The organism is Mucilaginibacter endophyticus, from assembly GCF_003351025.1.
In the GTDB taxonomy this organism is placed as follows: Bacteria; Bacteroidota; Bacteroidia; order Sphingobacteriales; family Sphingobacteriaceae; genus Mucilaginibacter; species Mucilaginibacter endophyticus.
In genome coordinates this window covers 1749632-1776307 of sequence record NZ_QPCG01000001.1, presented here as the reverse complement: position 1 = coordinate 1776307, position 26676 = coordinate 1749632, and the positions used below count along the sequence as shown (strand labels likewise).

19 protein-coding genes are annotated in these 26676 nt (G+C 40.6%); 6 read left to right on the top strand and 13 right to left on the bottom strand.

All coding sequences use genetic code 11. The annotated features are described in order from the left end of the window. Window positions 1-152: 152 nt before the first annotated feature. Window positions 153-398 (top strand): hypothetical protein, encoded by a 246-nt coding sequence (locus tag DUL71_RS07220; protein ID WP_114937388.1) that lies wholly within the window; start codon window positions 153-155, stop codon window positions 396-398. On the opposite strand, the gene DUL71_RS07215 is transcribed toward DUL71_RS07220, so the two are convergent. Next, entirely contained in the window at window positions 399-791 is a 393-nt protein-coding gene (locus tag DUL71_RS07215) for a response regulator (RefSeq protein WP_154402339.1), read from the bottom strand. 172 nt (window positions 792-963) lie between these two features. Between DUL71_RS07215 and DUL71_RS07210 the strand changes: the two genes are divergently transcribed. Continuing rightward, window positions 964-1185 carry a hypothetical protein gene (locus DUL71_RS07210; protein ID WP_114937386.1) on the top strand — a complete coding sequence of 74 codons (222 nt, stop codon included), beginning with the start codon at window positions 964-966 and terminating at the stop codon, window positions 1183-1185. A 12-nt stretch (window positions 1186-1197) separates the two neighbouring features. Here the strand turns inward: DUL71_RS07210 and DUL71_RS07205 are convergent, their stop codons facing one another. Further along, on the bottom strand, window positions 1198-2499 hold the full coding sequence (locus DUL71_RS07205; RefSeq protein ID WP_114937385.1) for a WcaI family glycosyltransferase: 1302 nt from the start codon (window positions 2497-2499) through the stop codon (window positions 1198-1200). Between the two features lie 831 nt (window positions 2500-3330). Here DUL71_RS07205 and DUL71_RS07200 point away from each other — a divergent pair. Beyond that, the gene (locus DUL71_RS07200; protein ID WP_114937384.1) at window positions 3331-3861 is read left to right on the top strand and encodes a UpxY family transcription antiterminator; all 531 of its coding nucleotides are present in this window, start codon (window positions 3331-3333) and stop codon (window positions 3859-3861) included. 103 nt (window positions 3862-3964) lie between these two features. Next, window positions 3965-4333, top strand: coding sequence for a hypothetical protein (locus DUL71_RS07195; RefSeq protein WP_114937383.1), 369 nt, complete (start codon window positions 3965-3967; stop codon window positions 4331-4333). Between the two features lie 179 nt (window positions 4334-4512). On the opposite strand, the gene DUL71_RS07190 is transcribed toward DUL71_RS07195, so the two are convergent. Further along, window positions 4513-5079: an inorganic diphosphatase gene (locus DUL71_RS07190; RefSeq protein WP_114937382.1), complete on the bottom strand. Its 567-nt coding sequence runs from the start codon at window positions 5077-5079 to the stop codon at window positions 4513-4515. An 842-nt stretch (window positions 5080-5921) separates the two neighbouring features. Here DUL71_RS07190 and DUL71_RS07185 point away from each other — a divergent pair. After that, the gene (locus DUL71_RS07185; RefSeq protein WP_114937381.1) at window positions 5922-6254 is read left to right on the top strand and encodes a helix-turn-helix domain-containing protein; all 333 of its coding nucleotides are present in this window, start codon (window positions 5922-5924) and stop codon (window positions 6252-6254) included. A gap of 281 nt (window positions 6255-6535) precedes the next feature. On the opposite strand, the gene DUL71_RS07180 is transcribed toward DUL71_RS07185, so the two are convergent. Genes DUL71_RS07180 through DUL71_RS07170 form a run of 3 tightly spaced genes read right to left on the bottom strand, consistent with a single transcriptional unit; the run spans window position 6536 to window position 10535 of the window. Then, a complete protein-coding gene (locus DUL71_RS07180) occupies window positions 6536-8131 on the bottom strand; it encodes an MFS transporter (RefSeq protein ID WP_114937380.1) in 1596 nt (531 codons plus the stop codon). Between the two features lie 5 nt (window positions 8132-8136). Then, window positions 8137-9192 (bottom strand): HlyD family secretion protein, encoded by a 1056-nt coding sequence (locus DUL71_RS07175; RefSeq protein ID WP_114937379.1) that lies wholly within the window; start codon window positions 9190-9192, stop codon window positions 8137-8139. A 2-nt stretch (window positions 9193-9194) separates the two neighbouring features. Continuing rightward, window positions 9195-10535, bottom strand: a complete 1341-nt coding sequence (locus tag DUL71_RS07170; protein ID WP_114937378.1) for a TolC family protein — start codon at window positions 10533-10535, stop codon at window positions 9195-9197. Window positions 10536-10596: 61 nt separating this feature from the next. On the opposite strand from DUL71_RS07170, the gene DUL71_RS07165 reads away from it, so the two are divergent. Continuing rightward, window positions 10597-11415, top strand: coding sequence for an AraC family transcriptional regulator (locus DUL71_RS07165; RefSeq protein ID WP_114937377.1), 819 nt, complete (start codon window positions 10597-10599; stop codon window positions 11413-11415). On the opposite strand, the gene DUL71_RS07160 is transcribed toward DUL71_RS07165, so the two are convergent. From DUL71_RS07160 to DUL71_RS07130, 7 genes are all read right to left on the bottom strand, one after another. Next, window positions 11416-14517 carry a DUF5107 domain-containing protein gene (locus DUL71_RS07160; RefSeq protein ID WP_114937376.1) on the bottom strand — a complete coding sequence of 1034 codons (3102 nt, stop codon included), beginning with the start codon at window positions 14515-14517 and terminating at the stop codon, window positions 11416-11418. Window positions 14518-14526: 9 nt separating this feature from the next. Further along, the gene (locus DUL71_RS07155) at window positions 14527-17508 is read right to left on the bottom strand and encodes a glycoside hydrolase domain-containing protein (RefSeq protein WP_114937375.1); all 2982 of its coding nucleotides are present in this window, start codon (window positions 17506-17508) and stop codon (window positions 14527-14529) included. Between the two features lie 151 nt (window positions 17509-17659). Next, complete coding sequence (locus tag DUL71_RS07150) at window positions 17660-18673, bottom strand: c-type cytochrome (protein ID WP_114937374.1); 1014 nt, start codon at window positions 18671-18673, stop codon at window positions 17660-17662. A 9-nt stretch (window positions 18674-18682) separates the two neighbouring features. Further along, window positions 18683-20083: an aryl-sulfate sulfotransferase gene (locus DUL71_RS07145; RefSeq protein WP_114937373.1), complete on the bottom strand. Its 1401-nt coding sequence runs from the start codon at window positions 20081-20083 to the stop codon at window positions 18683-18685. An 88-nt stretch (window positions 20084-20171) separates the two neighbouring features. Continuing rightward, entirely contained in the window at window positions 20172-21692 is a 1521-nt protein-coding gene (locus tag DUL71_RS07140) for a RagB/SusD family nutrient uptake outer membrane protein (RefSeq protein WP_114937372.1), read from the bottom strand. Window positions 21693-21732: 40 nt separating this feature from the next. Next, a complete protein-coding gene (locus DUL71_RS07135) occupies window positions 21733-24798 on the bottom strand; it encodes a SusC/RagA family TonB-linked outer membrane protein (RefSeq protein WP_114937371.1) in 3066 nt (1021 codons plus the stop codon). 516 nt (window positions 24799-25314) lie between these two features. Further along, on the bottom strand, window positions 25315-26664 hold the full coding sequence (locus DUL71_RS07130) for a Gfo/Idh/MocA family protein (RefSeq protein WP_114937370.1): 1350 nt from the start codon (window positions 26662-26664) through the stop codon (window positions 25315-25317). Window positions 26665-26676 lie beyond the last annotated feature (12 nt).

The window sequence follows — 26676 nt, the reverse complement described above, 5'->3', positions numbered from 1 at the left end:
AACCTTTGAAGAGTTGGCACAGCTTAAGCTGTGAGCGGCATATGAATAGTTAAAACAGTAACAATAAATGATTAAATAATTGTTGCAACATTATCCGGGGAGCACCGTATACACAGTAAATACTTTTTATTCTTTACTCAAGCGTATTTTCAATGACTTTATCCCCTAAAAAGAAAATTTATTTAACTGACTTAGAACAAAATCTGACCTTTGCGGGCTTTCTGAAATCATATAAGGAAGTAAATGATAATGTTATTGCTACCCTGCACGATATTGAAGTTTATGATTACACCTCATCAACACCGTTGTTCTGCCTATCGGAGACTACCTTAACAAAAAGCAAGAGTAAGATTTATATTGAAGATATCGCCTGCCAAAATGTTGCAGCTTTATGCTGATCACTGTGCCGGCTCCAGTATTTTTTTGAGCGTAACCTTTGTTAAGGGTTTTATAATATAATCTAAAACAAAATCATATTTTTTTGCCAGCGCCAGGTCTGCGGGATCAATTGACGATGACATGATATAAACATCTATTTTCCTTGCTAAACCAGACCTTAGTTTATTATATTTATAAAGAAATGAGGAACCACTCATAATAGCCATATTAATATCAACAAATATCATATCGGGCAATTCATCGCTGTTAGTTTTGTTTTTAAGTAAAAACTCCAGAACTTTTGTTGCATCGAAATAATATTTAGTTACAGGCTGATATGATAGATAGGTTTCAACCATTCGCTGAATTATGAAATGCTGAATTGGTTCATCATCAATAAATATTAATTTCACACAGGTTAAGGTTAGGTTTATATTATTTATTCTTGAACAAGTATTTAGGCACCTGTTTCAGATTTACACACCAATTAAAACGATCACATAGGATTAAAAAACAATCATTTTTCTTGCTGTCTGAAAAAAGATTGCCATAAAATTTTATTTTCTTTGCGCCAATAATTAAACTATGAGTGAGCCCGTTACAAGAAAAATATATATCACCGACCTCAATACCGACCTTACCTTTTTGGGCGAGGTTAAATCCTTTGAAAAAAAGGATGAAAATGTCGCAGTTTTATTGAACAATGTTACTGTCTATGAATATTCATCTTCTAATTTTTTATATTCCCAGCCCGAAATTTCATTGTCAGGCCCTGCATCCCGCTTCCATATTGAAGATGCTGTGTAACTAATTTTAATTCTAATCCGCGTCTCTGTCCAATCTTAAATACTTAATTCCCTTTGGTTCGGGATACGCCGTTTTCTGCATATTTGACATCATCCTTTTGATCACTTTGCTGATATTAAGATGATTTTCGGCATAATCACGGGCGTTTAGTTTAATTTCGGCATTATCAGATGTACAACAGTTAAATATGGCAGCCTTTAGCTGATCGATATCTTCTGGCGGAATCACTACCCCCATGTTGTTGTCTTTTATAACTTCATATAAAGTGGTTCCGTGTTCTGCGGTTACCAGTGCCAAGCCGCCAACAGCCAAAATGGTGGTCAGTTTTGACGGCATAACCAGGTCGGCGGCACTCTTTTTCTGCAAAACAAGATGCACATCGGCCATATTCAAAAAGCTGTTAAACAGATGACGCTCCTGTAGCGGAAAAAAACTTACGTTATCAAGTTGCTGCTGCTTAGCCCGCTGAATAAGTTTATCCTTGTGCGGCCCGGTGCCGCAAATAACAAACTTTATAAAACTTACCTGTTTAAGCTGTTCAGCTACATCTAAAATAGCTTCAATTCCTTGCTTCTCGCCGATACTGCCAGAATATAGTACTACTTTGTCATCGGCATCAAAATTCCACATCGATTTCAATTCGGCAGAATTAGCTATTGGGTAACAAGTGTCAGTATCAACCCAGTTGGGAAAAAAGGTAATCTCCCGGTTAGTTTTAACACTTATCTTTTTAAGCATGCCTTTTGAAATTGAACTTACGAAATCTACCTTATGCATGATAAATTTCTCCATCGCAAACAAAATTTTAAATGCTCTTTTTGATTTGAGCATGTTCAAATCCCTTGCGGCTTCAATTTGCAGGTCCTGGATATGATAAATAATTTCGCCCCGTTTAAAAAAACGGTAAAACAAACCTAAAAAGCCTAAATGAAAAGGCGGGGCTATACAAAATATATAGTCGTTTTTAGACTTAAACAGTAAGGAAATCAGCACCAAATAAGCCGACAGAAAAAAGGTAGCTTCGTGAATAAGTCGCTTCAAACCACCGGGTTTTTCCGGCACATACAAAGGGCACCTGTATACAATAAGCTTACCATCTTTGAGCACCTCTCGCTTATAAAACTTATTGGTATACGGCGGTTGCACCTTCCAGAATGGATAGTAGGGGAAAGATGTTATTACAGTACATTCATAATTATTATCAACAAACCATTCAACCATATCTCCGGTATATTTTCCAATACCCGTCAATTCTGGAGAAAAGTTGATGCCTATAACTAATATCTTCTTGCTCGATGCGTTTGGCTTATTCATTTGATTAAGTTATCAGCGAGAGGGTTAAAAACCCCGGTTATTATTAAACTAAGTAATGCCAGAGCCCAATTCGTTTAAAGTTAATTCACGTCGCAGCCGTCCAAGATGCATACATCGGTATTCTGTATATCTAATTAAATTAACTTGGGTACGGTGGCTGCAGTAACTATCGGATTGGTTAGAGACATTAATTAATAATTGAGTATAGCTTCGCCATTTCGCTTACAATGAGCTATTTTCAATTAAAAACCACTGTGTCAGCTTATTAATTCATTATCAATGTTTAATTAAACATGAATTTTATTTAACACATTGATACAAAATTAGCCATATAATTTACTTTTCATCAACAAAACTGCCGATTGTTGTGAAATGTACAAAAGTGTGATATTATTCACATTCATGTAACAAACCAACCATCATTTACGTAAGGAAATCTCCTTCATTAAACAGGTAAAAACCAGTTTCCGAACAAACCCCCAATCCCAGGCAACTCCACATATCAACTTAACGAAAAAAGAAAATAAGCTTCCTTTTCTAACAACTATTAGTTAATTGACTTTTTCGCGTAACTAATTATTAATTTTTTTATTGATTTTGGGGTTCCCGGGTTAAAATGCGCTGCCCGCAACAGCCGATAGCTGTTTAAACACATCTTTAAAACATGTGTATTTTTTACACCACACTTTTTTCACAGTTTGAAAACAAATTGTGAGGGACCATGCGAATTATTAAACTAAATGGCGATTTTTATGAAAATATTGCACTCAAATTGAAGAACATTTAGTTTGATCATCTACCTAATTATCAAACAAATAAAAATGCACTATAATGAAAAACGCTGTTATAATTAAACCTACACCTGCAAATTGGATGGTTGTGTACACAAGATCCAGATTTGAGAAAAAAATAGACAGAACTTTAAATGACAATCATATCACCTCCTTTTGTCCGGTGATTAAATCATTAAAAAAATGGGCCGACCGAAACAAAATGATAGAGACTCCATTATTTCCATCATACGTTTTTGTCAGGGCAAATGTCGGTGAACAGCTTAAAGTAAAGCAGGTTCCCGGAGTGGTAAATTTTGTATCCTATTGCGGAAAACCTGTAGTACTAAACGACGAGGAAATTGACCGAATAAAATCAATAGTTAACAATTACTCAGAAGTTGAGTTAATGAGCATCCAAAATTTAAACATTGGTAACAAGGTTAAAATAAAGGATGGATTATTGTATAACTACCAGGGTGTAGTTACTCAAATTATGGGCAAAACCATATTGATGACCATAGAACAATTGAACTGCGTTTTAACAGTAAAGGTAAACGTAGATCAAATTTGTTTAAATGTTGCAAGTTAACTTCTAAAGACGTATTATTAACTTGCTTCTTATTTTTTATTATAGAACTTAATTAAAATTTACGATTGCTATTAAGTAGTTCAAAACTCATTTTATAAAACTTATGGATTTGCACCATGGTGAAATAGTAGAGAAAGTGGTTAGGCGCAAAGGCTGCAGCATAAGCGAAATCGCACGATTTACTAATGTTAACAGACGTTCAGTTTATTACTGGTTTAATCAAAAATACCTAAAACCAAAAATCATATACAAAATAGGCCTTTGCCTAAAGCATGATTTTTCTGTTGAATTTCCTCATTTATTTACTGAGGGAGAATTTGACAATATTAAAAACCAAGGTTACACCCACGCTCCTGATTATCATACAGATGAAATGGAGGATTCATACTGGCGGGATAAATACATTGAACTATTAGAGAAATACAATAAAAGCCTGCTTGAAAATTCAAAAAAGAAATTTAACCAGCGTTAATAATATACCTTGCTAAATTGATTAAACATCAAGCGGCGATCACTTATATAAATAAGAACGGAGCAAACAACGGTAATAACCTAAACTTATAAACCTAATTATACTAAACTGAAAAAGCTTAATCCGGCAACCTAATTAATAAAGGAGCCGGATTAAGCTTTTTTAGCTTTCAGTTATACTTAGCCGGCTACTTTAACTTCGTTTTGAGTCGATTTAAAGTTAACATCATATAACACCTGGCTATCTTCAATAACACGGTGCGCATAGCTAACGCCCATCCAACGCTCAACAGTTACATTTTTACCCTCTAAAACTTTATAATCTTTAAAGAAGCACTCAATCTCTTTAATAGTATGCGGAGGCAATTCGCTTAAGTCATTTATATAATTTACTGACATATCATTATTAGCCACAGCAATAATTTTATCATCCTGCTCACCATTATCAATCATATGCATTACCCCTATCACCTTTGCTTCGATAATTGACATCGGAAAAACATCAACCGAGCATATTACCAATATATCAAGCGGATCCTGATCATCACAATAGGTTTGCGGAATAAACCCATAATTGGCCGGGTACATTACAGATGAAAAGAGCACGCGATCTAATTTTAAAAGGCCGGATTCTTTATCAATCTCGTACTTAGCTTTTGAACCTTTGGGAATTTCAATAACAGCGTTTACAACGTAAGGAACTTTAGGCCCCGTTGAAACTTCATGCCATGGATGTTGTGTATTCATTGGTAGTAATTTTAATATTTTAGTATTTTTTTTATGAAAGTACTAACATTTTGGCAATTTTATTGAAAAATCCCCATTCTATTTTTTATACACTTTATTGCTCAAATACTTCTCAACTCAACATCTCTTTCACTTTTAACTGACTTACAACGCATTATAAAACAGTAAAATAGCCAAAAACAAAATTGAGTACCAAAACAATATTGCCTTAGTGGTTAAAAAAATCATTACTATTTCTATCAAAACGACCATCGCAATATATAAGGGGGTGTAACTTCAAAATCTAAAACTCACCTATAACAATTACATAGAAAGTTTGATCCAAAGATTTTCAAAGAAGCCTGATCTTCAGATTAATTCCATATTAATTAACTATTAATATAATAAGGACTAATAGAAAATATTATGGCACAGATTTTCATATTTTCAAAGAGCAGGCTAAACTTGTAACATTATTGTAGCATTTCGAGGATTAAGTTCTCACTATTTCTTTTCCATCTGAACACACCTATTTCAAAATCACTAAATGGGGAATAAATTTTCACACTATGTATACATTATTCCACACTTCGTGCGTAATTAAATACACGGAATTTTATTCGCTCAAAAAACAAGGGAAAATAAATAATCTAAAAGTTAAAATTATTCTTAAAAGTTGGAAATCCTTTTTATTGTCCAACCAACATATTCTATCAATTTCGTCAAGATTAAATTTGGCGCACTGGCATAGAAGTTGCAATACACAGTCACCTGGCAATAGTTAGTAAACTGATTAACAACTAATTATTACTGGCACCTAAGCTTATTTTGATTAGTTTTTTAACTTTTTACAGCTAAAAATTATGCAAAAACATCACGGTCAGATTGTAGAGATACTCGTTAGAAAAAAAGGATTCAGTATTACCGAACTTGCTCAACACTCGGATGTAAGCCGAAGTGTGGTATATCAGTGGTTTAACAGAAAAGAATTAAATGCGGATATTATACACCGGATTGGCAGAATTGTAGACCACGACTTTTCAAAAGAATTTCCAGAATATTATCAGAAAAAAAACACTGATATATTTGATCCGCGGAGTGGCGAAATGCGCCCCAATCAAAACAGGGTAAATATATGGAAAGACAAATACATTGTTTTACTTGAGCAGTACATCCAGTTGCTATCTGCTGAATAAGTTAAATTAATTATTTGCCGCATTTAAATGTGTATTAAGCATTTAAATGCGCGTTAATATTTCACAGCTTCCCAAAAACCAAGTAAGGAATTCTGCTATCGTCCTGAACCAGGGAAACATCTCATATATCCCCTCCCCGGCCCAATAATATGAATCACCAATACCGTACCGAAATATCCTTGCGGATAGTTCCGGTAACGGCAGTTGGCATCCTCATGAACACATATTATCAAAACACTTGAAAACCCGGTAAAGAGCCTGAAAAGCGAATAAGATATCGATTAATAAACAACAGGTGCTGGCTGGTTAGATTTAAGATTAATAATTGTCCGGTTAGCCGATGGGAATAAAACAACAATTAGTATAATAGCCAGCAACACCCAGCTGATAAACTGATAATAATCAACAGCAAAACGCAGCTGGGCTTGCGCGCTTATATTTCTGCTCAGCAAACCATTGGCAATTTTCGCGGCCTGATCTGCAGCTACGCCCTTACCGGTCAAGGCTTGTTTGTACATAGCCAGCTTTTGAACAGCAAGCGGATTTAACTGGCTTAGCTGCTCCTGGAAACGATTGGCATGGTCATTTTGCCTATATAATTGAAAATAGTTAATTAGCGCAATACTGCTGCTAAACCCGGTAAAACGCATAAAAATACCTACTGCCGAGCCTGTTGTACCATATTTAACCGGCGATGATGATATCACAAACAAAATAACCGGGGTCATTAACATACCTGCGCCCACGCCCTGTAATATTACCGGGATTATCAGATCTTCGGTATTAACCTGCGCCGAAAATACAAAGCACATATACACATGAAAAGCCAGCAGGAAAGTAAAACCCAAAATGAGGATCTGCCGCAACGGCTTCTTCATCAATAAAAATCTTGATGAGATGGTAACACTAATAATAATAGCTGCAAGGTTATAAATAAGCAAATAACCAACGTGTATTGGGTCCATACCCATAGTGCTGCTCATAAAAGATGTGGTGATCCCGAATGAGCCACGGCAGATATAAAACACAAACAGCAGTAATGCGGCCAGCACAAACTTGCGGTATTTAAATGCCTGGATATGAAAGTAAGGTCTTTTTGAACTGAGTTGCCTCACCACAAATACAAAAAATAATACAGCAATGGCTATTACACTGTAAAGGATACGGTTATCATCAAACCAATCATACTGCTGGCCATATACCATAACGTAACCAACAAGACAAAGCCCCGCCGAGTAGATCACAAAGCTTGCCCAATCCAACTGATATAAAGGCAATTTACGATCAAGGCGCACATTATTCATGATGATACACATCAACGCTGCACCTGGCAAAAAAGAGTAGATAGCGCATTTATATATCACATTGAAATTAAAATCATCAATAATAGATGCAGTAAATAAGGTTGACAATGGCGATACGCAAAGCAGGATACAGTAAACAACTGAATAGCCTATCTCCTTTGAGCGTTCGGTATGCAAGCGCGTAAACATCAGCGTTAGCGTGATGCTAAGGCTTGTACAGGTTAGCAAACCTTGTATATACCTGAAGATCAGAAGCACAAAAAAGTCGCGCACATGATAACAGATATAACAGGTAGTAACCAGTAACAACACGCTGATAAGCAGGTACATTTTACTGGCGATGTTTTTAAAAAAGCGCTTTTCCAACACTACAAAGCTTGCGGTTGCCGCATACAGGATGATCATCGAAAACTGCGCGTCGTTAGGGCTTATACCATAATAGCCCGCAGCTGCGCCAACATTACTGATAGACAGGGAAAACAAAATAATGCCGGGCAATACCACTAACAGCAGCGTAATACGTATAAGCCACTCAGGTACCCAGGGTTTAAAAACTGGAATTTGATTGCTCATGGCTCTTAGTTTTTAGGTACAGTTACGCTGGCATTCATACCCGCGCTTAAGAAATCGGCGGCTTTATTGTCTATTTTAATTTTCACGGGGATACGCTGCGCTATTTTCACAAAGTTGCCGGTTGAATTATCCGGAGGTAATAAGGAAAATCTCGAGCCCGTTGCCGGTGATAAAGAAAGGATCTCTCCTTTTATTTTCCTGTCGGGATAGGCATCTGTAGTAATTTCAACACCCTCGCCTATCTGCATGTTATGTAATTGCGTTTCTTTAAAATTGGCTACCACCCATAAACCGGTTTCCTTATCAACGATATAGGCCAACGTTTGGCCAAGCTGAATTTGCTGACCGGGCTGAATAGTCCTTTTACCCATCTTGCCATCATAAGGCGCGGTTACTACTGTGTAAGAAACATCAAGCTTATTACGTTGTAATACCAATTCACGGCGTTTAATCTCTGACATTACCGGCGAGATCTGCGAACGGCTATCATTTACTTTTGACAGTGCTGCCTGGTAATTATTTAACGATGCCTGATAATCAGACCGGGCAACATCAAGGGCGCTTTGTACATTTTCCAGTTGCTGCTTGGTGGCCGATTCGGCATCATACAATTTGGTAAAACGCTCAAACTCTTGTTCGGCTTTTACTAATTTAGCTTTGGCGGCTGTTATCTGTACCTTGTTTACTTCAGCAATTTTAGCGGCGGTTTCTACATTACTTTCCAATACACTCACCTGTTCGCGGGCGTTTTGTAAGCCAGCTCCTGCTTCTTCCTGCTGTATCTGGTATTCACGGTTATCGATAACGAGCAGAGTATCTCCTTTTTTTACGTCCTGGTTTTCATCGTACCTTATTTCTTTGATAAAGCCGCTTACCCTTGCTGTAATAGGATTAATGTAGGCTTCAACCTGGGCATCATCGGTTTCTTCATAGCTGTACAGGTGTACCAACGTTACAATCCCCCATACTAATAAGCCTGCTGCAACTATGCCGGCTATCCACGTGGTTATTTTAGTTATTAACTTATCTGTTGCGGTATAAGTGTTTATATGTTTGTTCATGATTAAAGTTTCCCGGTTACGTTTTGTAATTGATAATATTGAAGTTGAGCGGCTATCCTGGCTGCAGCCAGATCAAAGCGGGTTTGTAATAACTGTGTATCCGCGTCAAGTAAATCGGTTATAAGCGATAGCTGGTTAAAGTAGGTATTGTTTACAATACGCCTGTTTTCGGTGGCCTGCTGCACATTAACACGGCTAACATCTACCCTGTTCAGCGCTTCCTTGTACCTGAGCCAGGCCTCATTAACCTGCTGACGTACGCCATCTTCTGTTTGCGCATGCTCAATTTCCTGGCTTTCAAGATCAAGCCTTGCCACTTTTACTTTGTGGCTGTTATGATAAAATGAGGAAATAGAAAACGAAGCTTTTACCCCTGCAAAACCTAAACCGTACAAACTTGGCGAGTACGGATAAAACAGGATTTGCGGATAACTATAATTATAAGCGGCAAACAAACCTACTTTAGGCGATACGTTTGCTTTTATGTTCCTCAGCCTGAGTTTGCTTAATTCAGTTTCCTGTTCGGAGATCTTGAGCTGATAGGCATTCTTTCCGGCATCAGTTAAATACTCATCGTATGTTTCTTTGCCGGTAGTGTCCAACTGAACAGCTTCAACCGGATTTATCTGCTGATCGTCAGGCAAACCTATCAGGATATTCAGTTTTTGATTAGCTATTGCCAGGTCATTATCTAACTGAACTAAAGAGAGTTTCTGCTTAGAAAGCTTTAGCTCAGCCCTTAGTACATCGCTTTTTAATACCACACCGTTTTTTTGCAGTGTTTTGATCTGTAAAAGCTGCTTTTCCTGCGCGGCGATATCTTTTAGCAACAGATCTTTAAAGATGATACTGCGCTGCATGTCCAGATAATAGGCTGCGGCGTGTAGCTTCACCTCAGAAAGTGCGAGCTTTTGCTGTTCGCCTGCTATATTATTCTCGCGTTTGCGGGCGTCAATTTCCAGGTTGGTTTTATTACCATTATAAATATTTAAATAAGCCTCGCCGCCTACAGTATAGGTGGTATGCAAAACCGGAAACTGAGTTGGTGTATTAAAAATACCGTTTTCGTAAACCGGCATATTGCTTACACGAGCATATTCGCCGTTAATATTAATTTCGGGTAGGCGCTCTGCTTTGGCATCTTTAATACCTTCGGCGCTGCTTGTTACCTTCAACTGTTTAATTTGTACAGCTTTGCTGTTAATGGCTGCTTTTTGCCAAACCTGTGCTATGGTTAAGGATAGGTTTTTGCTGCTATCGGCAGCGGGTTGTTGGGCTTTTAACGAAAAGGCCGGCAACAATACTGGCAACAAGGCCAGATAAAATTTACTATTAAAGTTCATGGTGATTTAATAGTACAAAGTTCGGCAGTTGTTAAAAGCTTATTTTATTTAAATTTGCCAAATGTTTATTCATTCCAGCCAAAATATAGACACAGCTACAGCCGAAAACTTTTTCCGGGATATTGACCAATACCCCGAATCCGTTTATGTAATTAACTGGAAAACAGAAAGAAACTTCCCCAATCATAGCCACAAAAAAGGTCAACTGATTTACATAGAAGGAGGCATTGCCTATATTCATTTAACCGATAAAACTTTGGTAATACCGGCAAGGCATTATGTATGGATCCCCGGCGGGATGATGCATTTTGTGGAAATGCACAAATCAGCAATTACCCGCACAGTGTATTTTTACTGGCACGATGATAACAGCAACCCGTTTTATACCAAAGGCGGAATTTACCCCATCAATAATTTACTGTTACAGATGCTCATTTACTCTGAGCGCTGGGATGGCAATGTATTCCCTGATGAACAGGCATTTCATTTTTTAGCCGGGATCAAGGCCATATTGCCGGAGATAAGCAAAAAATCTTTGCCTGTAGCCTTACCTACTACAGATAACATCCGGATGCACCCTGTGCTGGATTATATGAATAAAAACGCATTTGAGCCGCTAACACTTTCATCTGTAAGCGAAGAAACTGGCTTTAGCGAAAGGACACTTTCACGCCTTTTCCAATCAACCCTAAATACTTCGTTTTTGCAATATTTTAAATTGCTAAAAATGGTTAAAGCCATCGAGCTGATGCTGCAAACCGATATGTCTATGAGCGAGATTGCTTATAAATTAGGATACAATAGTTTATCGGCCTTTAGCGCTATATTTTACCAGCTCACCAATATCAGACCATCGGATTTTGCCAAGCAGTTGAGGTGATCACATCAAACGTTCCAGTATCCTGATGTTTGCATCGCTTACCTCACTTTCCTTGAAAGCATTGCTTTCATAAACTTCCTTACACCATTTGATCACTTTATCATCCGGATACTTCTGAATCTCCGCATCCAACCAGTTGATTGCAGCCGTATGGCCATTAAGCTTTTCAATAGCCCAGGCCGTTACCAGATGGTTGGCCGAAAGGAAATTACTTACCGTATTATCTATTTGAGGCTTAAAGGCTGTTATTTTTTGCAGATACTGTGTGGCTTCATTAGTCTTACCCATTTTGGTATAACACAGGTAACTCATCCAATCTTCCAAACGCTCATCTATATTTTCGGCGTAAGGTTTACCTACACCCAGGTTTGCCGGCCATTTTTTAGCGTCGGCTATATAATTTAAAGCTGCTTTGTAATTTTTAGCATCTATCTTTTGAACTGCCTGCATCAACTCGGTTTCGCGGTATAACTCGCGGCCAATTGTCGCACCTTCAAAAGGTAAGATATTAATGTGCGATAAAAGCTCTCCGCATTCACCATATCGCTTGTTCAGGAGCAATGCCTTGGCGTACAACATACCAATGATGTAATTATCGCGGTGCGATTTATAAAACGGTTCAACAGTAGTTAGTGCTTTGGCATATTGCTTATTATTAACATAATATTCGCCAAGCAGCTTATTATAACGCCAGCCTTTATCAAGTTTGGCTGCGGTATTTAAATCTGCCAGAACATTTTCTCCTGTTTGCATTGCAGCCCGCGCTACATAAAATGGTGCAAAATCTGGTTGGCTGCCACATGCAGCAAACAACTTTTTGCTTTCGTCAAGGCGGTTCCGGTCTTTGTAAAGCAATGCCAGAAAATACTTAGGCTTCCAGTTTTTGCTTTGTTGCGCGGCCCATTCCAACACTCCTTCATCGCTATTCCGGAAAGGAAATACAAATGCCGCCGTTGCCGCATTGGCTTTACTTAGCGCCTCACTAAATGGCTTTGCCTGCTTATACTCCAAAAACGACAGTTTATAATGCACAAGTGCATTGGCAGGTGAAAGTTGTAAAACTTTTTCGCTTTCCTCTATACAGCCGTTATGATCATACAGATCTGCCAGATCGAGGTAACTTTCAATAGGCTGCTCATTCCGGATCATCGATGTAAAAGCCTTTTTTGTAGCTTCAGATTGTTGCCATAAATACTGCTCAAACCTGGCAAAATGATTAAGCGGTTCGTAAGCCAATATTGTGTCCAAAACCTGTTCGGCATTTTTACGCTCGTTCAAATGGCGGTAAGCTATGGCCTGCACTTGTAGTGAAGACACATCAAACCTGTTAAAATCCAGCGCTTTCGAAGCAAATTCTAAAGCTTTTACATAGTCATTTTCTTTTAAATACAAACTGCTCAACGCCGAGTAAGCAGCGTTACGGTATTCAACCGATAAGCCGGCCATATCAAAACCATCTTTAGCATCAGCAACGTTACCCAGTTGCGCGTTAATGATGCCATAATAGTAGTTTGCTGCACCATCATTAGTATTGATGCTCAAGGCAGTTTTGGCAAAACCCAAAGCTTCGGCATAACGCATATCACGGTACATCAACGCTGCCGATTGTACCAGTGCCGGCAAAAAATATGGATCTTTTTTTAATGCTTCCTGCAGTTTTTCTTCGGCTTCGGGGTACATTTTTTGATCCATGAACTCCTTGCCCTGGGTGTATAAACCGTAAGCGCTATTCCAGTCAAAATCTTTTGGCAAATCAAACGGGCGATTTAAATTGTCAGCATCGGGTTTTGAGTTATAAATGAGCTTGTTGTTTCCCAAAGTCACCAGCACATTCCCGGCATCCGCCTTAATTGAATCTGTAAATAATTGTAAGGGCTGTAAGGTTAGTTTTTTACTGTAGATCAGCTCATCGCCCTGCTTTACTTTCAGCGTATCGGTAATTTTCTGGACCGGGCTAAAATACAGCTTCAGCAAACCGCCCTCAGCCTTCACATTCAGCGCGCCATAGTTATTGGCCTGTACAAAGCCCTTGGTTTTTAATACCGGGTACCAATACTCTGTCCAGGTATCGGAAGTGCCGGGCGCGAAGCCTCTGTGTTTGAAAGGCGTGAACGTGCTTTTAACTGCTGTTTGGTTAAACAACCTCCCGGATTGAATTTCAGAATACTGACCATCGTTATCGGTAAGCTGCTTTTCCCAGATCATGCCCTGATCCGATAATCCCCAGATCCAGATTTTTTTACCGGCTTTATCCTCGTGACCGCCATAACGGGCCATACCAAAATCATCGTTATGCCAGTAAGCACCAAAAAATTCGGTGTACTTGCCAAACACATGGTATGATTTATAGCCACCAAAGTTGTTATTATCATAAAAGGAAAGATCCTTCCCGTTCTGTTTATTGACAGGCCAATCGGCGTACTCCCCCTGGTGACCGAGATATTTGGTGCCAGGGAAAATATATTCAAGTTTACCGCTGGTTTTAATACCGGTATTCATCCAGTGGTAATAGGGTTGTTCAAGCGGTGTTGAGTTATGCCAGAATGATTTTGTAGTGAAATAAGCTTTATCTGCCGGAAGGTTTACTTCCATTGTCCAGGTGGTATTGGTAAGCAGGTCAAGCACGCTGATGAAACAACTTACACTGCCATCGGCATTTGTACGGGTAAGGTAATCGACCGGGGTAACCGAGTTTGGTGTATGGCCAATAATGCCATAATTAGGTTCGATACCGCCGCTTGTCCAGGGGCCGCGCATGGCAATGTCCCTGAATTTTACTACATGGTTTTCATAAACAATTGGCTTACCTGTCGATTTTTCAACGGCCGACCAAATCTTGCCACCTGTCTGCGGTAAAATGGTTAACCTGATATACGCGTTTTCCAGCTCAACTATTTTCCACTCCTTTTGCACCGGTTTATCCGTAAATCCGTCGTAACGGAAATACGGATAAATATTGGTGAATGCCGGTATCGGATTAGGATCCGAAAACGGATAAGTGGTAATAGCTTTAGTATACTCGCGAATACTTGCCGTTTGTTGGGCAAAAGCCTTCAGGCCGCCAATGCAAAGGCATACGGCGATAAACCATTTTTTATTCATGTTTCCGCTTTATTTAATCACCAGTAACCAGCCTTTACCTTTTTCAACCGGGATTCTATCGGTCAAGCCAAATGTTTTGCCTGGCTGATAGCTTTTAATTTCCGGAGCCGTGATGGTCGCTTTAGCCGGATCGATGCCTAATTTTTTCCAGTCGATATTTAATTGAAAATCTGTATCGGCATCTTCCCAGCTGGCAACGGCCACCATGGCAGCGCCATCCTTTTTATAAACGGTTGCTATAACCTTGGCTTTATCTGTTTTTACCGGATTGTCGTCAACCCAGTAACCAATCATTTTGGTTCCTTTTATACCAAAATTATCCCAGGCTTTCCAAATCGGGCGCGGATCGGCACCATCGCTCCATGGCATGCGGTTAGTCATGCCGTAAACCATGCCACGCCATTTGTTACCGCCGCCCTGTAACATCTCGCCCATTAAACCAAAAGGAATACCGCTCACTTCAGTCAGGAAGAAATCAGGATCATTTTTTTCGTAATCGAAATACTCACCAAACCATAAACGGTTTAGGTATGGAAAATGCTCCATATACAGGTTGGCGCTGTTATTGAAACCATCGCTTTTATTGTATTGGTTTGCAGAGTGTAAGTCAATAATACCCGGGTGACCATCTTTGGTTAATACACGTTTTATACGTTTCATGGTAACACGATCAAAAGCCACATCATCCAGGTAAATACCGTCGATACCTACGTTTTGGGTTAACCAATTCATACCCTCCACATAGTAGTTATGCCAACGGTTCATTCCGCTGTTAATAATGGCTGCATCTTTAATTTCGGGGACAAACCAGGCGGCTATGTAATCATCGCCCACGTGCTCCTGCAACCAGCTAAAGCCTCCGCCCTTACCCGGCGAATAGATTTCATGTCCCAGGCTACGCAAAGCAAAAGTTTCATAGGCGTGATTAGATAACTCACGGATAGTATTGTAGATTTTCACTTTTAACCCGGCAGCATGGGCCGAATCATCATAGGCTTTCATTTTTTGCCAGGCAATAAATGGATAGTTGATGGTAGGATTGATCGCCGTAGCATGGTGAATATTGATAAGCGTTGCTCCAGCCTTTTTAATGGTATCAATAGGTTTATATGAATGATAGAATCTTGTAGCCCACTGAAAATCGGTGTTAATGGTATGGAAAGGTGTTACCAACAGGGTAAAGTTATAATAGAGCTCATCGCCTTTTTTCAGGTCACGCTCGCCGCTATAGTTGTTGGCTAATACAGCATTACCATCAAAGGCTACCTTAATACCACCTTTGTTATCATTGCCCCATGAAGATGGCAGCAATAAAGGCTTTTGCAGATAAAAATTTGTATTCAGCGGACGGACATATTTTTCATCCCTTAGTGAATACTGCAAACCACCGTTCACATTACCAATCCATGCGCCGTCCTGGTTCTTATGGGCAACATCCCATTTCCACTCAAAATTTTCAGGGCGATAGCCTCCTTTTTGACCGAAGCCCATCATATATTTAGCAAAATCCTTTTTAAAAGGAATGTGCATGGTAATATCTTTCAGGCTAACGTCCTGCAGGGCTTTTACCTTTACAGTGTAAGCCATAAAGCCGTCAAACTCCAGCGAAGCGGTTACATCCATCCGCAAGCTATCGTTGGCGCTTACGGCAGTCCACTGCACTGTTCCGGCTTCTTTTTTGGTGAACTGTACACCCTGGCTTTTCAGGTTTATTTTTTTGCCAGCGGCGTCGATAAAATGAAAGTGAATACCTTCGGTAAGCAGGTTGTTCGGTGCTGCCGCATATTCTGTCATTTCCGGCGTAAAATAAGTCTGGATCTGTTTTGGGAAACCGTCCTTATTCACTTCTACCTTACGGCCTAACAAACTAACTGTGTTGCCACTTATTTCAAGCGGGGTATACGGCGCGATAACCGTATTTTGTTGTGCCATGGTTGAGTTTAACCAACCCAGGCGGGTCATTTTGTAAGGTTCGCTTACGCCGCCATCTTTTGAAATTTTACTATTTACTTTAACAGATAAAGCAATTGTTTTTGCCGGTTTACCGTTGATGCTGATGGTAGCCTTACCTGTATAAACCGAAGGCAGTATAGCGGCAGGCACATCTACCCCACACCATAAGGCCTGGATCTCGCCTTTGGCTACGTTCACAACCTTAGTAAGTGGTTTACCATCATAAGTGGTGCCTCCGGTATTGATACAAAACAGTGCCGAAGCCGGGATCACCTTACCGGTGGCAGATTTCAGATCACTGAATGTTACCTGTACATTTTCAATATTCTGCAACGCGTAAATACCCAGCTGAAATGCAAAGTTTTCACCACGGGCTGCCTCACCGGTATATTTACTTTGCGGACCAAGCTCAATCCAGCGTTGCGGCAAATCTTTGGTCATGCGGATGGAGTTCATCCTGTCTTCCGGGAAAACCAAAAATGATTCAGATTTGTGCTTATTCAGCAATGCTTCGGTTTCTGCTTTTGTAGCAATTACCTCCATTGGGTAAAAACTGTTAAAAGCATCTATCGACTGAAACTCTTTTACCGAAGCCAATGGAGCCGTGCTGTTTATGGTATTAAGCCATTGGGCAGAAGCTATATTTTCGGGTTTGAGGTAAACACCTTTAGGATAGTTTGAGCGCCCCTCGTTTTTGTAAGGCATATAATACACAAAGTAAGTACCCTTACCCGATGTTGGCTCAAAATACAGCTCACCGCTTTCACGGTTTATTGAACCAATTTTTACGTTGGTTATTTTTTGTTTGGTTTTAGCATCTTCAATAATGATCCGCTTGTTTTCGGGCTCATTATCCCTGCGCCTCCAGTTAATCACCGCTTTAGCCACTTTACCTGTACCATTAAAGGTTAATACCACACGATGGTTACCCAATGAATCGGCCAGCCAGCATTTATCGCAATTGGTATAAGGTACTTTTTGTGCCGAAGCAGCAAAGCCTGATAAAAGGAAAGTGATAGCTAAAAATTGTTTTTTCATGAAATAAATTTAGTCAGTCTTTTTATAATAAAAACAATGTCGTTGCGAGCGTAGCGCGGCAATCTCGTAGCCAATGCATATCGAAGATGCATAACTACGAGGTTGCTTCGTCGTTCCTCCTCGCAATGACATAGTTGGATTAGTATTGTTTTTAAATAGCCGGTGTTATCCCCTTACCCTCCCAATAATCAATAATAGGTTTATAGGGCCCGTATTTATGCTGTTCTTCTGAGAAAGGATCTTTAAAAGGCCCTTTATCGTAATCAATCGCTTTTTCTTCGTAATGCGGATAGTCAACCTCTTTGGTGGTTTTAGGAAGTGGACGTTTATGTTTTTTATCGTCGTTTACAAAGGCGGCGATATCAAGTGCCTCAGCATCCGTTAGGAAAGGTTTTCCTTCGGCGGTTTTATCATAAGGCATATTGCCCTTTAACCATTGAGCCAGCTTAACCACACGGTGCATGCTTGAACCCGGACGGTAGGCCAATAATCCCCATACCGGCGGATACTCGTAAGTTACATTATCAAAACGCATTTTGCCTTCGCCATTTTTGGCATGGCAGCGTTCGCAATTTTGAGCGTATAAAACTTCGCCCCTGTCTGATGAAGCCGCTACGTTGGGCAGCTCAACCTCCATATTTTTTAAACCTTTGGTGGTTTTTGAGACGTTTGACGAATCGCTCAAAAACTTAAGGTAAGCCATAATCGAGATCATCTCCTTCCCGTCCAGCGGCAGCGGCCTGCCCAGGTTAGGGCGCATTACGCAATTGTTGATGCGTTCGGCCAAAGATAAGATCCTGCCCTCCCTTGCCCTGTACTGCGGATAATCACGAAACGACCTTACCAGGTTAAAAGCGTACGGCCTTGTACCGGCATCGCGGTGACAATTGGTACAGTTCATTTTATTACCGGTGTAGTGACCATTGACTCCATCGGGACCTATATAATAGGCAGTATGCAACATCAGTTCGCGGCCATAACGTACTGCATCGCCATATTTACCGCCGGGCATTTTGCCGGTATCTACAGAAACAAGACTCACAGCTGCTGAATCAGCATTATTAGCTTCCTCAGCTCTGCTGCCGCTGCACGATACTAACTGAGCAACATTTGCTAAAGCAAATAACAGCAACAGGAAAGTTATATATTGATATTTTTTTTTCATTTTAATGATCTATGGTTTTAAATATGGATCAAGCTGTTCGTATTTGATAAAGCCGGCACGGTAAGTTGGCACCGATGTTTCCATTGTCCATTGTAATACACCTTTATTATTTGCAAGTACTATAATGTGCCTTTTTGAGCAGCAAACCAGCGTAGTAGTATCGTTAATCAAGTAGGCACTGCCCATTCTGCCGTTAAAAATTTCTTTAGGAAGTGTTATATGCATGGCAATGGATGAGGTTTGATTTTTCTCATCAATCTTCATGGCATATACTCCAGATTGGTGTTTTTCCACCCCGTTATCAAAAAACATGAGGTTGCCCTGCTTATTAATATGGGCGGCATGGGCCTGGGTAAAGTTGCAATCGGCTGGCATCGCAATAGTACCGCCTTTGCCAAACTTGTAAATTACTTTTCCGTTGTGGGAATCAATCTTCCAGATCTGCCCGTTGTTATAAAACGACATCAGGTAATTACCCTCTGTATCATAGCTGAGGCTGTTGGCATGCATCCAGTCTTTTTTGGTTTTCAGGATCTTAGGATCTTTCAGCGGATCCATAACATCAAACACACTCCATTTATAAAGCTGCCTGCCGGTTTTATCCATCACCATAATACCGTCACCATTAACCGTATCCTGTTTGCCACCGCCTATAGCAGTAAGGTCCATTAAGCGCTGATCGACAAAAATGGTTACCAGCTGGCCCTTATCATTCTTCAGTATTTCGTGATGGATGGTTTGCCTGAAATCGCCCTGTCCTTTGGTAAGGTGCAACAGCGTATCACCAAGCATGTTGATCTCCAATATCTCACTACCGTAACTGGTTGGCTCATCATTTCGACCCAAAATTGAGAGCAGCGTTCTGTCCTTAGTAAAATTAATCACCTTAAAACCCAACCTGTCAATCATATGATACCACCTGATCTGCCCTTTTGTATCGACCAAAAATGCTACACCTGGCGCATAACGTTTGTTAATGAGCATCAAACCGTCATTAAACTGTGCCGGCAGCGTGGCCTTAGCAGCCGTTTTCGCGTGAAACTGCTCCTGTAAAAACAATGGCAACTGGTGCGATTTAAAAGTATGGGGCTTGCTGATAACAGTATCACCGCCATCAACAGTTACAATATGATATGAATAAGTAGTATCAGGCAAAATATTGCAAAGCACAAGCTTATACGATGTACCGTTGCCCGTAGTGGTCGACCTGTATTTTACAGGCTGCTTACCCTCTATCCAATATTCGGCATACAGATCAACGGGCTTGCTGGTCATAACATCAAGCTTAATTTTCAGCTCATTGTTATTGTACAAACCTATATGAATTTCTTTTATCAGGTTACCACCCGAGCATCCACAGATGATTGAAACTAACAATCCCGCCGCTAAAACTTTAAACCAATCCTTCATCACTAAATTTTGTAATACCGGTTAAACAGTAAAGAATATACAGCCATTTAAAGGCCGTATACTCTTTACCAATAGTTGAATTTTATGCTTATTGCTGCCTGCCCGCGTTATTCAGGTTAGGGTTGATATTAACCTGGTTAAGCGGATATGGGAAATACTCATCGCGAGGCAGCTGTACGGTATTGGTTTGACCAATACGTTTCAGGTACGCGTTCACAATCACATCATATTTGCCAAAACGCTTCAGGTCGGCCCTTCTTTTCCCTTCGTAATACAGTTCCCAACCACGTTCTTGTAATAAAGCATCGCGGAAAGTAGCCTGGGTTAAATTACCCTGTACCAATAATTTGGCATGCGAGCGGCCTTTAACCTGATTTACCAACGAAACAGCTTCGGCAGTTGGTCCGCTCAATTCATTTAAAGCTTCGGCTCGGCTTAGCAATACATCAGCATAGCGTAAAACGTCAACACTGTGGCCATCGTAGTACGTGTTGGCCCCATTTGGATCAGCATATTTCATAGTCGCGACATCCGGCATATACAACACGCCATCCGGAGCGGTAGCGCCTAACGAAGGAGCTTGCTTGTGGGTTAAACCGTCAACACCCTGATATTGGGTAAAGAACATTTTTTTACGGTCATCCTCATCGCCATAGCTGTTGTAAAAATCCCAGGTAACGGCATAATACTGCCACCTATCGGTTAGTACAGGATGGCTCAGCGGACCAAAGTGGTTCAGCAACTCGGTGCCGTTAACGTTTGCATCGCTCAATACCGAAAAGATATTTTCTGAGCACCATGTATTTGATTCTTTAAACAAACCATCATATGATGGGTATAACTGGTAGATACCCAAATCCATAACCTGCTTGGTTAAATCAGCAGCTTTTTGCCATTGGTGTTCACGCAAGTAGATCTTGGCCAACAGGAACATAGCTGCACCTTTAGTAGCCCGGCCAACATCATTGGTTGTATAAATATCGCTTTTGGTGTAATCGGCAGGCAGTACGGTGATTGCATTTTGCAGATCGCCAATCATTAACGCGTCAACATCCGCTACCGGACTTGGCGCGGTTTGAGCTTTGTAATCAGGGTTGGCTATATCTTTTTCTGTATTCAGGATTACGGGGCCCCATGAATCAGTAAGATCTGAATAAGCAATAGCACGCAAAAACTTCATTTCGGCCAGAAACTGATTTTTCTGGGCGTCTGTGATACTTTTCATTGCCGCGATATTGTAGATCGCGTTATTCGCGTTAGCAATCAATTTATAGATCTGCCTGTAATCTTCAGCTATCAAACCGTTGGCAGAATTCCATTGCACCAGCGATAATTGCCCCGGGTCACCTGCATAGCTACAGTGGCCCACATCGGTAGTTAAATCGGTTAGCGCGAAGTGCCTTACTGTCCAATAATCAAAATTATCACCAACCGCCGGGCCTTTAAGACGGGCATAAACCGCGTTAACAGCCGCAATAGCATCCGATTTGGTAAGGAAAGCGTTTTGGCTTGTTAAACTGCTGTATATTTTAGGTTCAAGGCTGGTTTTGTTACACGAAAACTGTGTAACTACCGCGGCCGCTAAGAGTAAAATGTTATATTTTTTCATTTGATTTAAATTTTGTTGATCCCTTAAATGGATAATTTCATTAATGGATAGATGCCTTAATACCGAATGTTACCGTTTTGAATGCAGGGAACGAGTTAAAGTCCAAACCGCCACCTGTAGCGCCTGAGTGTACGTTAACTTCCGGGTCGGTACCTTTGTAACCGGTAATTGTCCAAAGGTTCTGGGCTTCGGCATAAACTTTTACTCCCTGTAAAATTTTTATATGCTGAAATAATGATGAAGGGAAGTTGTAAGCCAGCGTAAGTGATTTTAAACGTACATAAGAAGCATTTTCAACAAAACGAGAGTTTACATAGCTACCGTAGGTGCTCAGGTAATAACCCTCACGCGGAATAGATGTATTTTCATTTTTACCCGCAACAAATCTGTTTAATCCTGCTATGCCGGTAGTTGACTCCAGCACCATTGCGTTCATATTATACAGGTAATAGTCAAACGCACCCTGGAAAAATATACCAAGATCAATGCCTTTGTAATGGAAATCGTTACCAAAGCCAGCCATGTAATGCGGGTTAGAATTGCCCAGGTAAGTACGGTCGGCCGGAGTAATTACACCGTCACCGTTAACGTCTTTGTATTTGGGGTCACCTGCTTTTGAATTTGGTTGCGGGGCATATTTTTCGCCGGTTTTAACTACACCTTCATAAACGTAGCCATATAGCTCACCCAATTCAATGCCCGGCACAACTCTTGTAAATTCCTGGCCTGAAACTGTACCGCTTGGGTTAGCGGTATTGGTACTGATAACTAATACACCCGGACCTAAATCCAACGCTTTTTGCTTGTTGTAAGCAAAAGTAACGGTACTGTTCCATGACAGATCTTTACCGCGCACATTGTTGGTATTTACAGAAAGTTCGATACCCCGGTTCTGAATAGAGCCGCCGTTAACCCACTGATTACTGAAACCCCATTGCTGCCCGATAGGGATCTGTATCAATAAGTCGGTAGTTTTTTTGCTGTAGTAGTCGATACTTGCATTAATACGGCCATTGGCAAAACCCATATCCAAACCAACGTCAAACTGCCTGGTACTTTCCCATTTAAGATTAGGATTAGCCAACGTTTTTGGTTCGATGCCGGTTTGAAGATTGCCTGTTTCATTCAGCACAACACCATAAGGGCCAAATGTTGAAAGGTACAAGCTTGCCGGGATACGGTCATTACCCGTAACACCGTAGCTAACACGTGCTTTTAAGTTTGAGAAAGTATTAAGATCTTTTATGAAATCGTCATCTGTAAATTTGTAAGCCACAGCTCCTGCAGGAAAAAAGCCTGAACGTTTGTTTGGACCGAAGTTTGAAGAACGGTCATCACGATAAGAGAATGAGGCTAATAATTTATCTTTGTAAGCATAGTTGAACCTGGTGAAATATGATGTCAACATCGCTTCCGCTTTGCTGCTACCATAACCATTAACCAACGAACCGGCGCTCAGGTTGTAGTATAAGAATGCGTCGGTTGAAAATCCTTTAGCACCGGCACTTAGTCCTTCGGTAATATCTTTTTGGTTTGATGTACCTAATAAAACAGTAAAATCGTGATCTTTAGCTATGTTAAACTTATAGGTAAAGTAGTTCTCTACTATCCATCTGAAAGCTGATGATGTTTGCTCACTGGCAACACCGCCTTGTTTAGCACCGGAAATGGTTGTGGTAGGCAGATACTGACCTGCTGTAGTTTGAGTGTATTCTGTACCGGCTGTGAGGTGGTAAGTTAAGCCGTTTATAATTTTATAATCTAACCCAACATTAGCGTTTATCAATTTACTACCGCTGTTATTTGTCGGCTCTAAAAGGCCAGCCAAAGCGTTAGTCTTTGTACCCTGGGTAACGTAATAATTATATGTGCCATCGGCATTATACGGGGTTACGTTAGGCGGTGCAGTTAACAAACTAAATAATGGCGCCGTTATATCGCCCGAGTATGATTGTAACGTTGAACTTGAACTGGCACCATAAAAATTAGCGCTGATCTTCAGGTTCTCGTTCATTGTTTTCTCAGTCCCTATTCTTGCCGTGTATCTTTCAAAACCGGTGTGCTGCAACACACCTACTTGTTTAATGTGATTACCCGCAACATAGATTTTTGAATTTTGATCGCCTGAGCTTAAACTGACACTTTGATTTTGGACTGTCGCGTTACGGGTTGCCAGTTTTAACCAGTTGGTATTGGCCACCTGGAAACTTGAAGGATACGGCTGCGGCTTACCATCTTCAATTGCAGTAGCATTTTGAATATCAGTATACTGCTGACCGTTTAACAGATCTGGCTTGTATGTTAAGTATTGTGTGCCTCCTGATATATCGGCATCCAAAGAAACCTTACCGTTTTTTCCTTTTTTAGTAGTGATCAAAACAACGCCGTTACCACCCCTTGCGCCATAAATAGCTGTTGCAGAAGCGTCTTTCAACACCTGGATATCTTCCACATCGTTAGGGTTAACCTGGTTTCCGTTATCGCTGATAAAACCGTCAACCACATATAAAGGAGATGTAGAGGTATTGATAGAGTTACCCCCCCTTACAGTGATATTAATTCCTGAGCCTGGTGCAAAGCTGGCCTGTTGTACCTGAACACCAGCTGCCTTACCCTGAATGGCCTGGCCAATATTGGTTGTAGTACCGCCGAGTGTAAGGTCGTCACTTTTTATAGAACTTACAGAACCTGTTAAATTGCCTTTTTTAACCGTGCCATAACCAACTACAACCACCTCATTAAGTTTGTTGAGGTCTTCCTGCAGGGTAATGGTGATATCGGTCGAATTTCCTATAGATACTTCCTGTGGCTTAAATCCTACATAAGAAACAACCAATACTGTTGAGCTACCTTTTAATGTAAGTTTGAACTTACCGTTTACATCGGTAGAAGTTGTGTTCTTAACACCTTTTTGGGTTACAGTGGCCCCGATGATAGGACCATCTTTATCTTTTACGCTACCGCTGATAGTTGTTTGCGCGTTCGCAAGTACGGGCAATAATAATAACAGGCAACAGCACATCAATTTAAAAAGGCCGCTGATTTGCCCCTTTAAATAATTGTGTTTGCTGAAGCCCTTGTCGGGGTTTGAGTAAATTTTAATCATACGTGGTGGGTGTTAGTATTAATTAATTGTTAGTTTTCTGTTGTGATTTAGCTTTGTTTTTGAATATTGGAAATTAGAAATACAGGATTTTGAAAGCAAAAAAACGCCCCTCCAAACACAGCGCAAACGTTTGTTTTGAGCAAAATCGCGCTTACGCAAACGTTTGACTCAAAGTATTTTGCGGCGGTAAAACTCAGTTTTTGAAGGTTTCTGCAGCATTGAACAGACCACAAGCAGGATGATTTGGGCACTAATTTTATGGATTCTGCGTATTTCGGGATCTGGCCTGAAGAATTTGATTATGAGAAGGTTGAAAGCTCCTGTGTCATGGCTGTGAGGAACGACGCGGCAATCGCATACCATACAGAACGGCTTTCTTTCCGTACGATTGCTTCGTGCCTCACAATGATATTTTATTACTCTTTGTAGCAGCACCATTGATATTCCCTTAAAAAAGTAAAGCCTGGCTTTTGGCCAGGCTAAACATAGAAACATGCAAAAAAATATAAACGATAATTAAAAGCCGCTGTCGTCAAGCGCAAAGGTGTTTTTACGCTCTTTCCACTTGCCTTTGGTAAAATCAGGGAATGCTACGCTGGCATTGCCTTCTTTTAATGATTTGGTTGACAAAGGAGTAATTACACTCATGGTAACAGAATCATAAACATCAATAGGAGTTTGGCGTTTTTGCTTAACCGACTCTACGAAAGCGTTAAATACAAACCAGTCCATACCACCGTGACCGGCGCCTTCGGCAAACTTTTCGTATTTTTTCCAAAGCGGGTGATCATATTTGTCAAACCATTCTTTTGCCGGATCCCATGAATCATCTTCTTTTGATTTATGGTCGATGTATACGCTTTTGTTTACATCCATCCATAAGCCTTTTGTACCTTGTACACGGAAACCTAATGAATAAGGACGCGGCAGGTGCGTATCATGACTCAACAGTACTGTTTCACCATTGGCGCAGTTGATCATGGTAGTGGTTACGTCGCCATTTTTATAATGGATCTTGGCATTCGGGTGACCGGGCGATAATTCCTCAACGTAGGCCGATAAACCACGCGCTTTTGAACTAAAGGACACAAGGTTGGTAAACCGGTTACCTGCATTGATATTAGCATAATGCATACACGGGCCAGCGCCATGCGTTGGATAGATATCGCCATCCACATCAATATTAAACTGGGTGCGCCATTGTGCTTCGCTCAGTGCTTTAGGGCCAAACTCAACACCACCGCCGTAATAGTGCTTGCCGTCGTTGAATAATACACCTCTCAAATTGTGCTGATAACCACCCTCTAAATGAACGATCTCGCCAAATAAGTCCTGGCGTGCCATGTTCAATGCCGCCATTACATCACGACGATAGCAAACGTTTTCAAGCGTCATATAAGGGATACCTGTTTTTTCAGAAGTATTAACAATATCCCAGTGGTCTTCAACGGTAAGACCAGCAATTACTTCACATCCTACATATTTACCGGCTTTCATAGCGTCGATAGCTTGCGGATGGTGAAACTGCCATGGTGTGGCTATAATTACAGCGTCAATATCTTTATGATCCAGCAACTTTTTGTAAGCATCCAGTCCGCCGGTATATTCTTTTACAGGTGCGTGGCCTTTTTTTGCGATGTACTCGCGGCAAATTTTCAATGAGCTTTCCTGGGTATCGCAAATGGCTACGATCTCCACATCATCGCGAAGCAAACCTTCGGCAATATGACTCATGCCACGGGCGCCTACACCGATGTAACCTAAACGTACCTTTGCAGGTACCGACGCAAACAGGCTTCCTGATGGTAAAATGCTAAAACCGGCGGCAGCTATAGCGCTGGTTTTCAGAAATTGTCTTCTTTCCATATATAATATTGA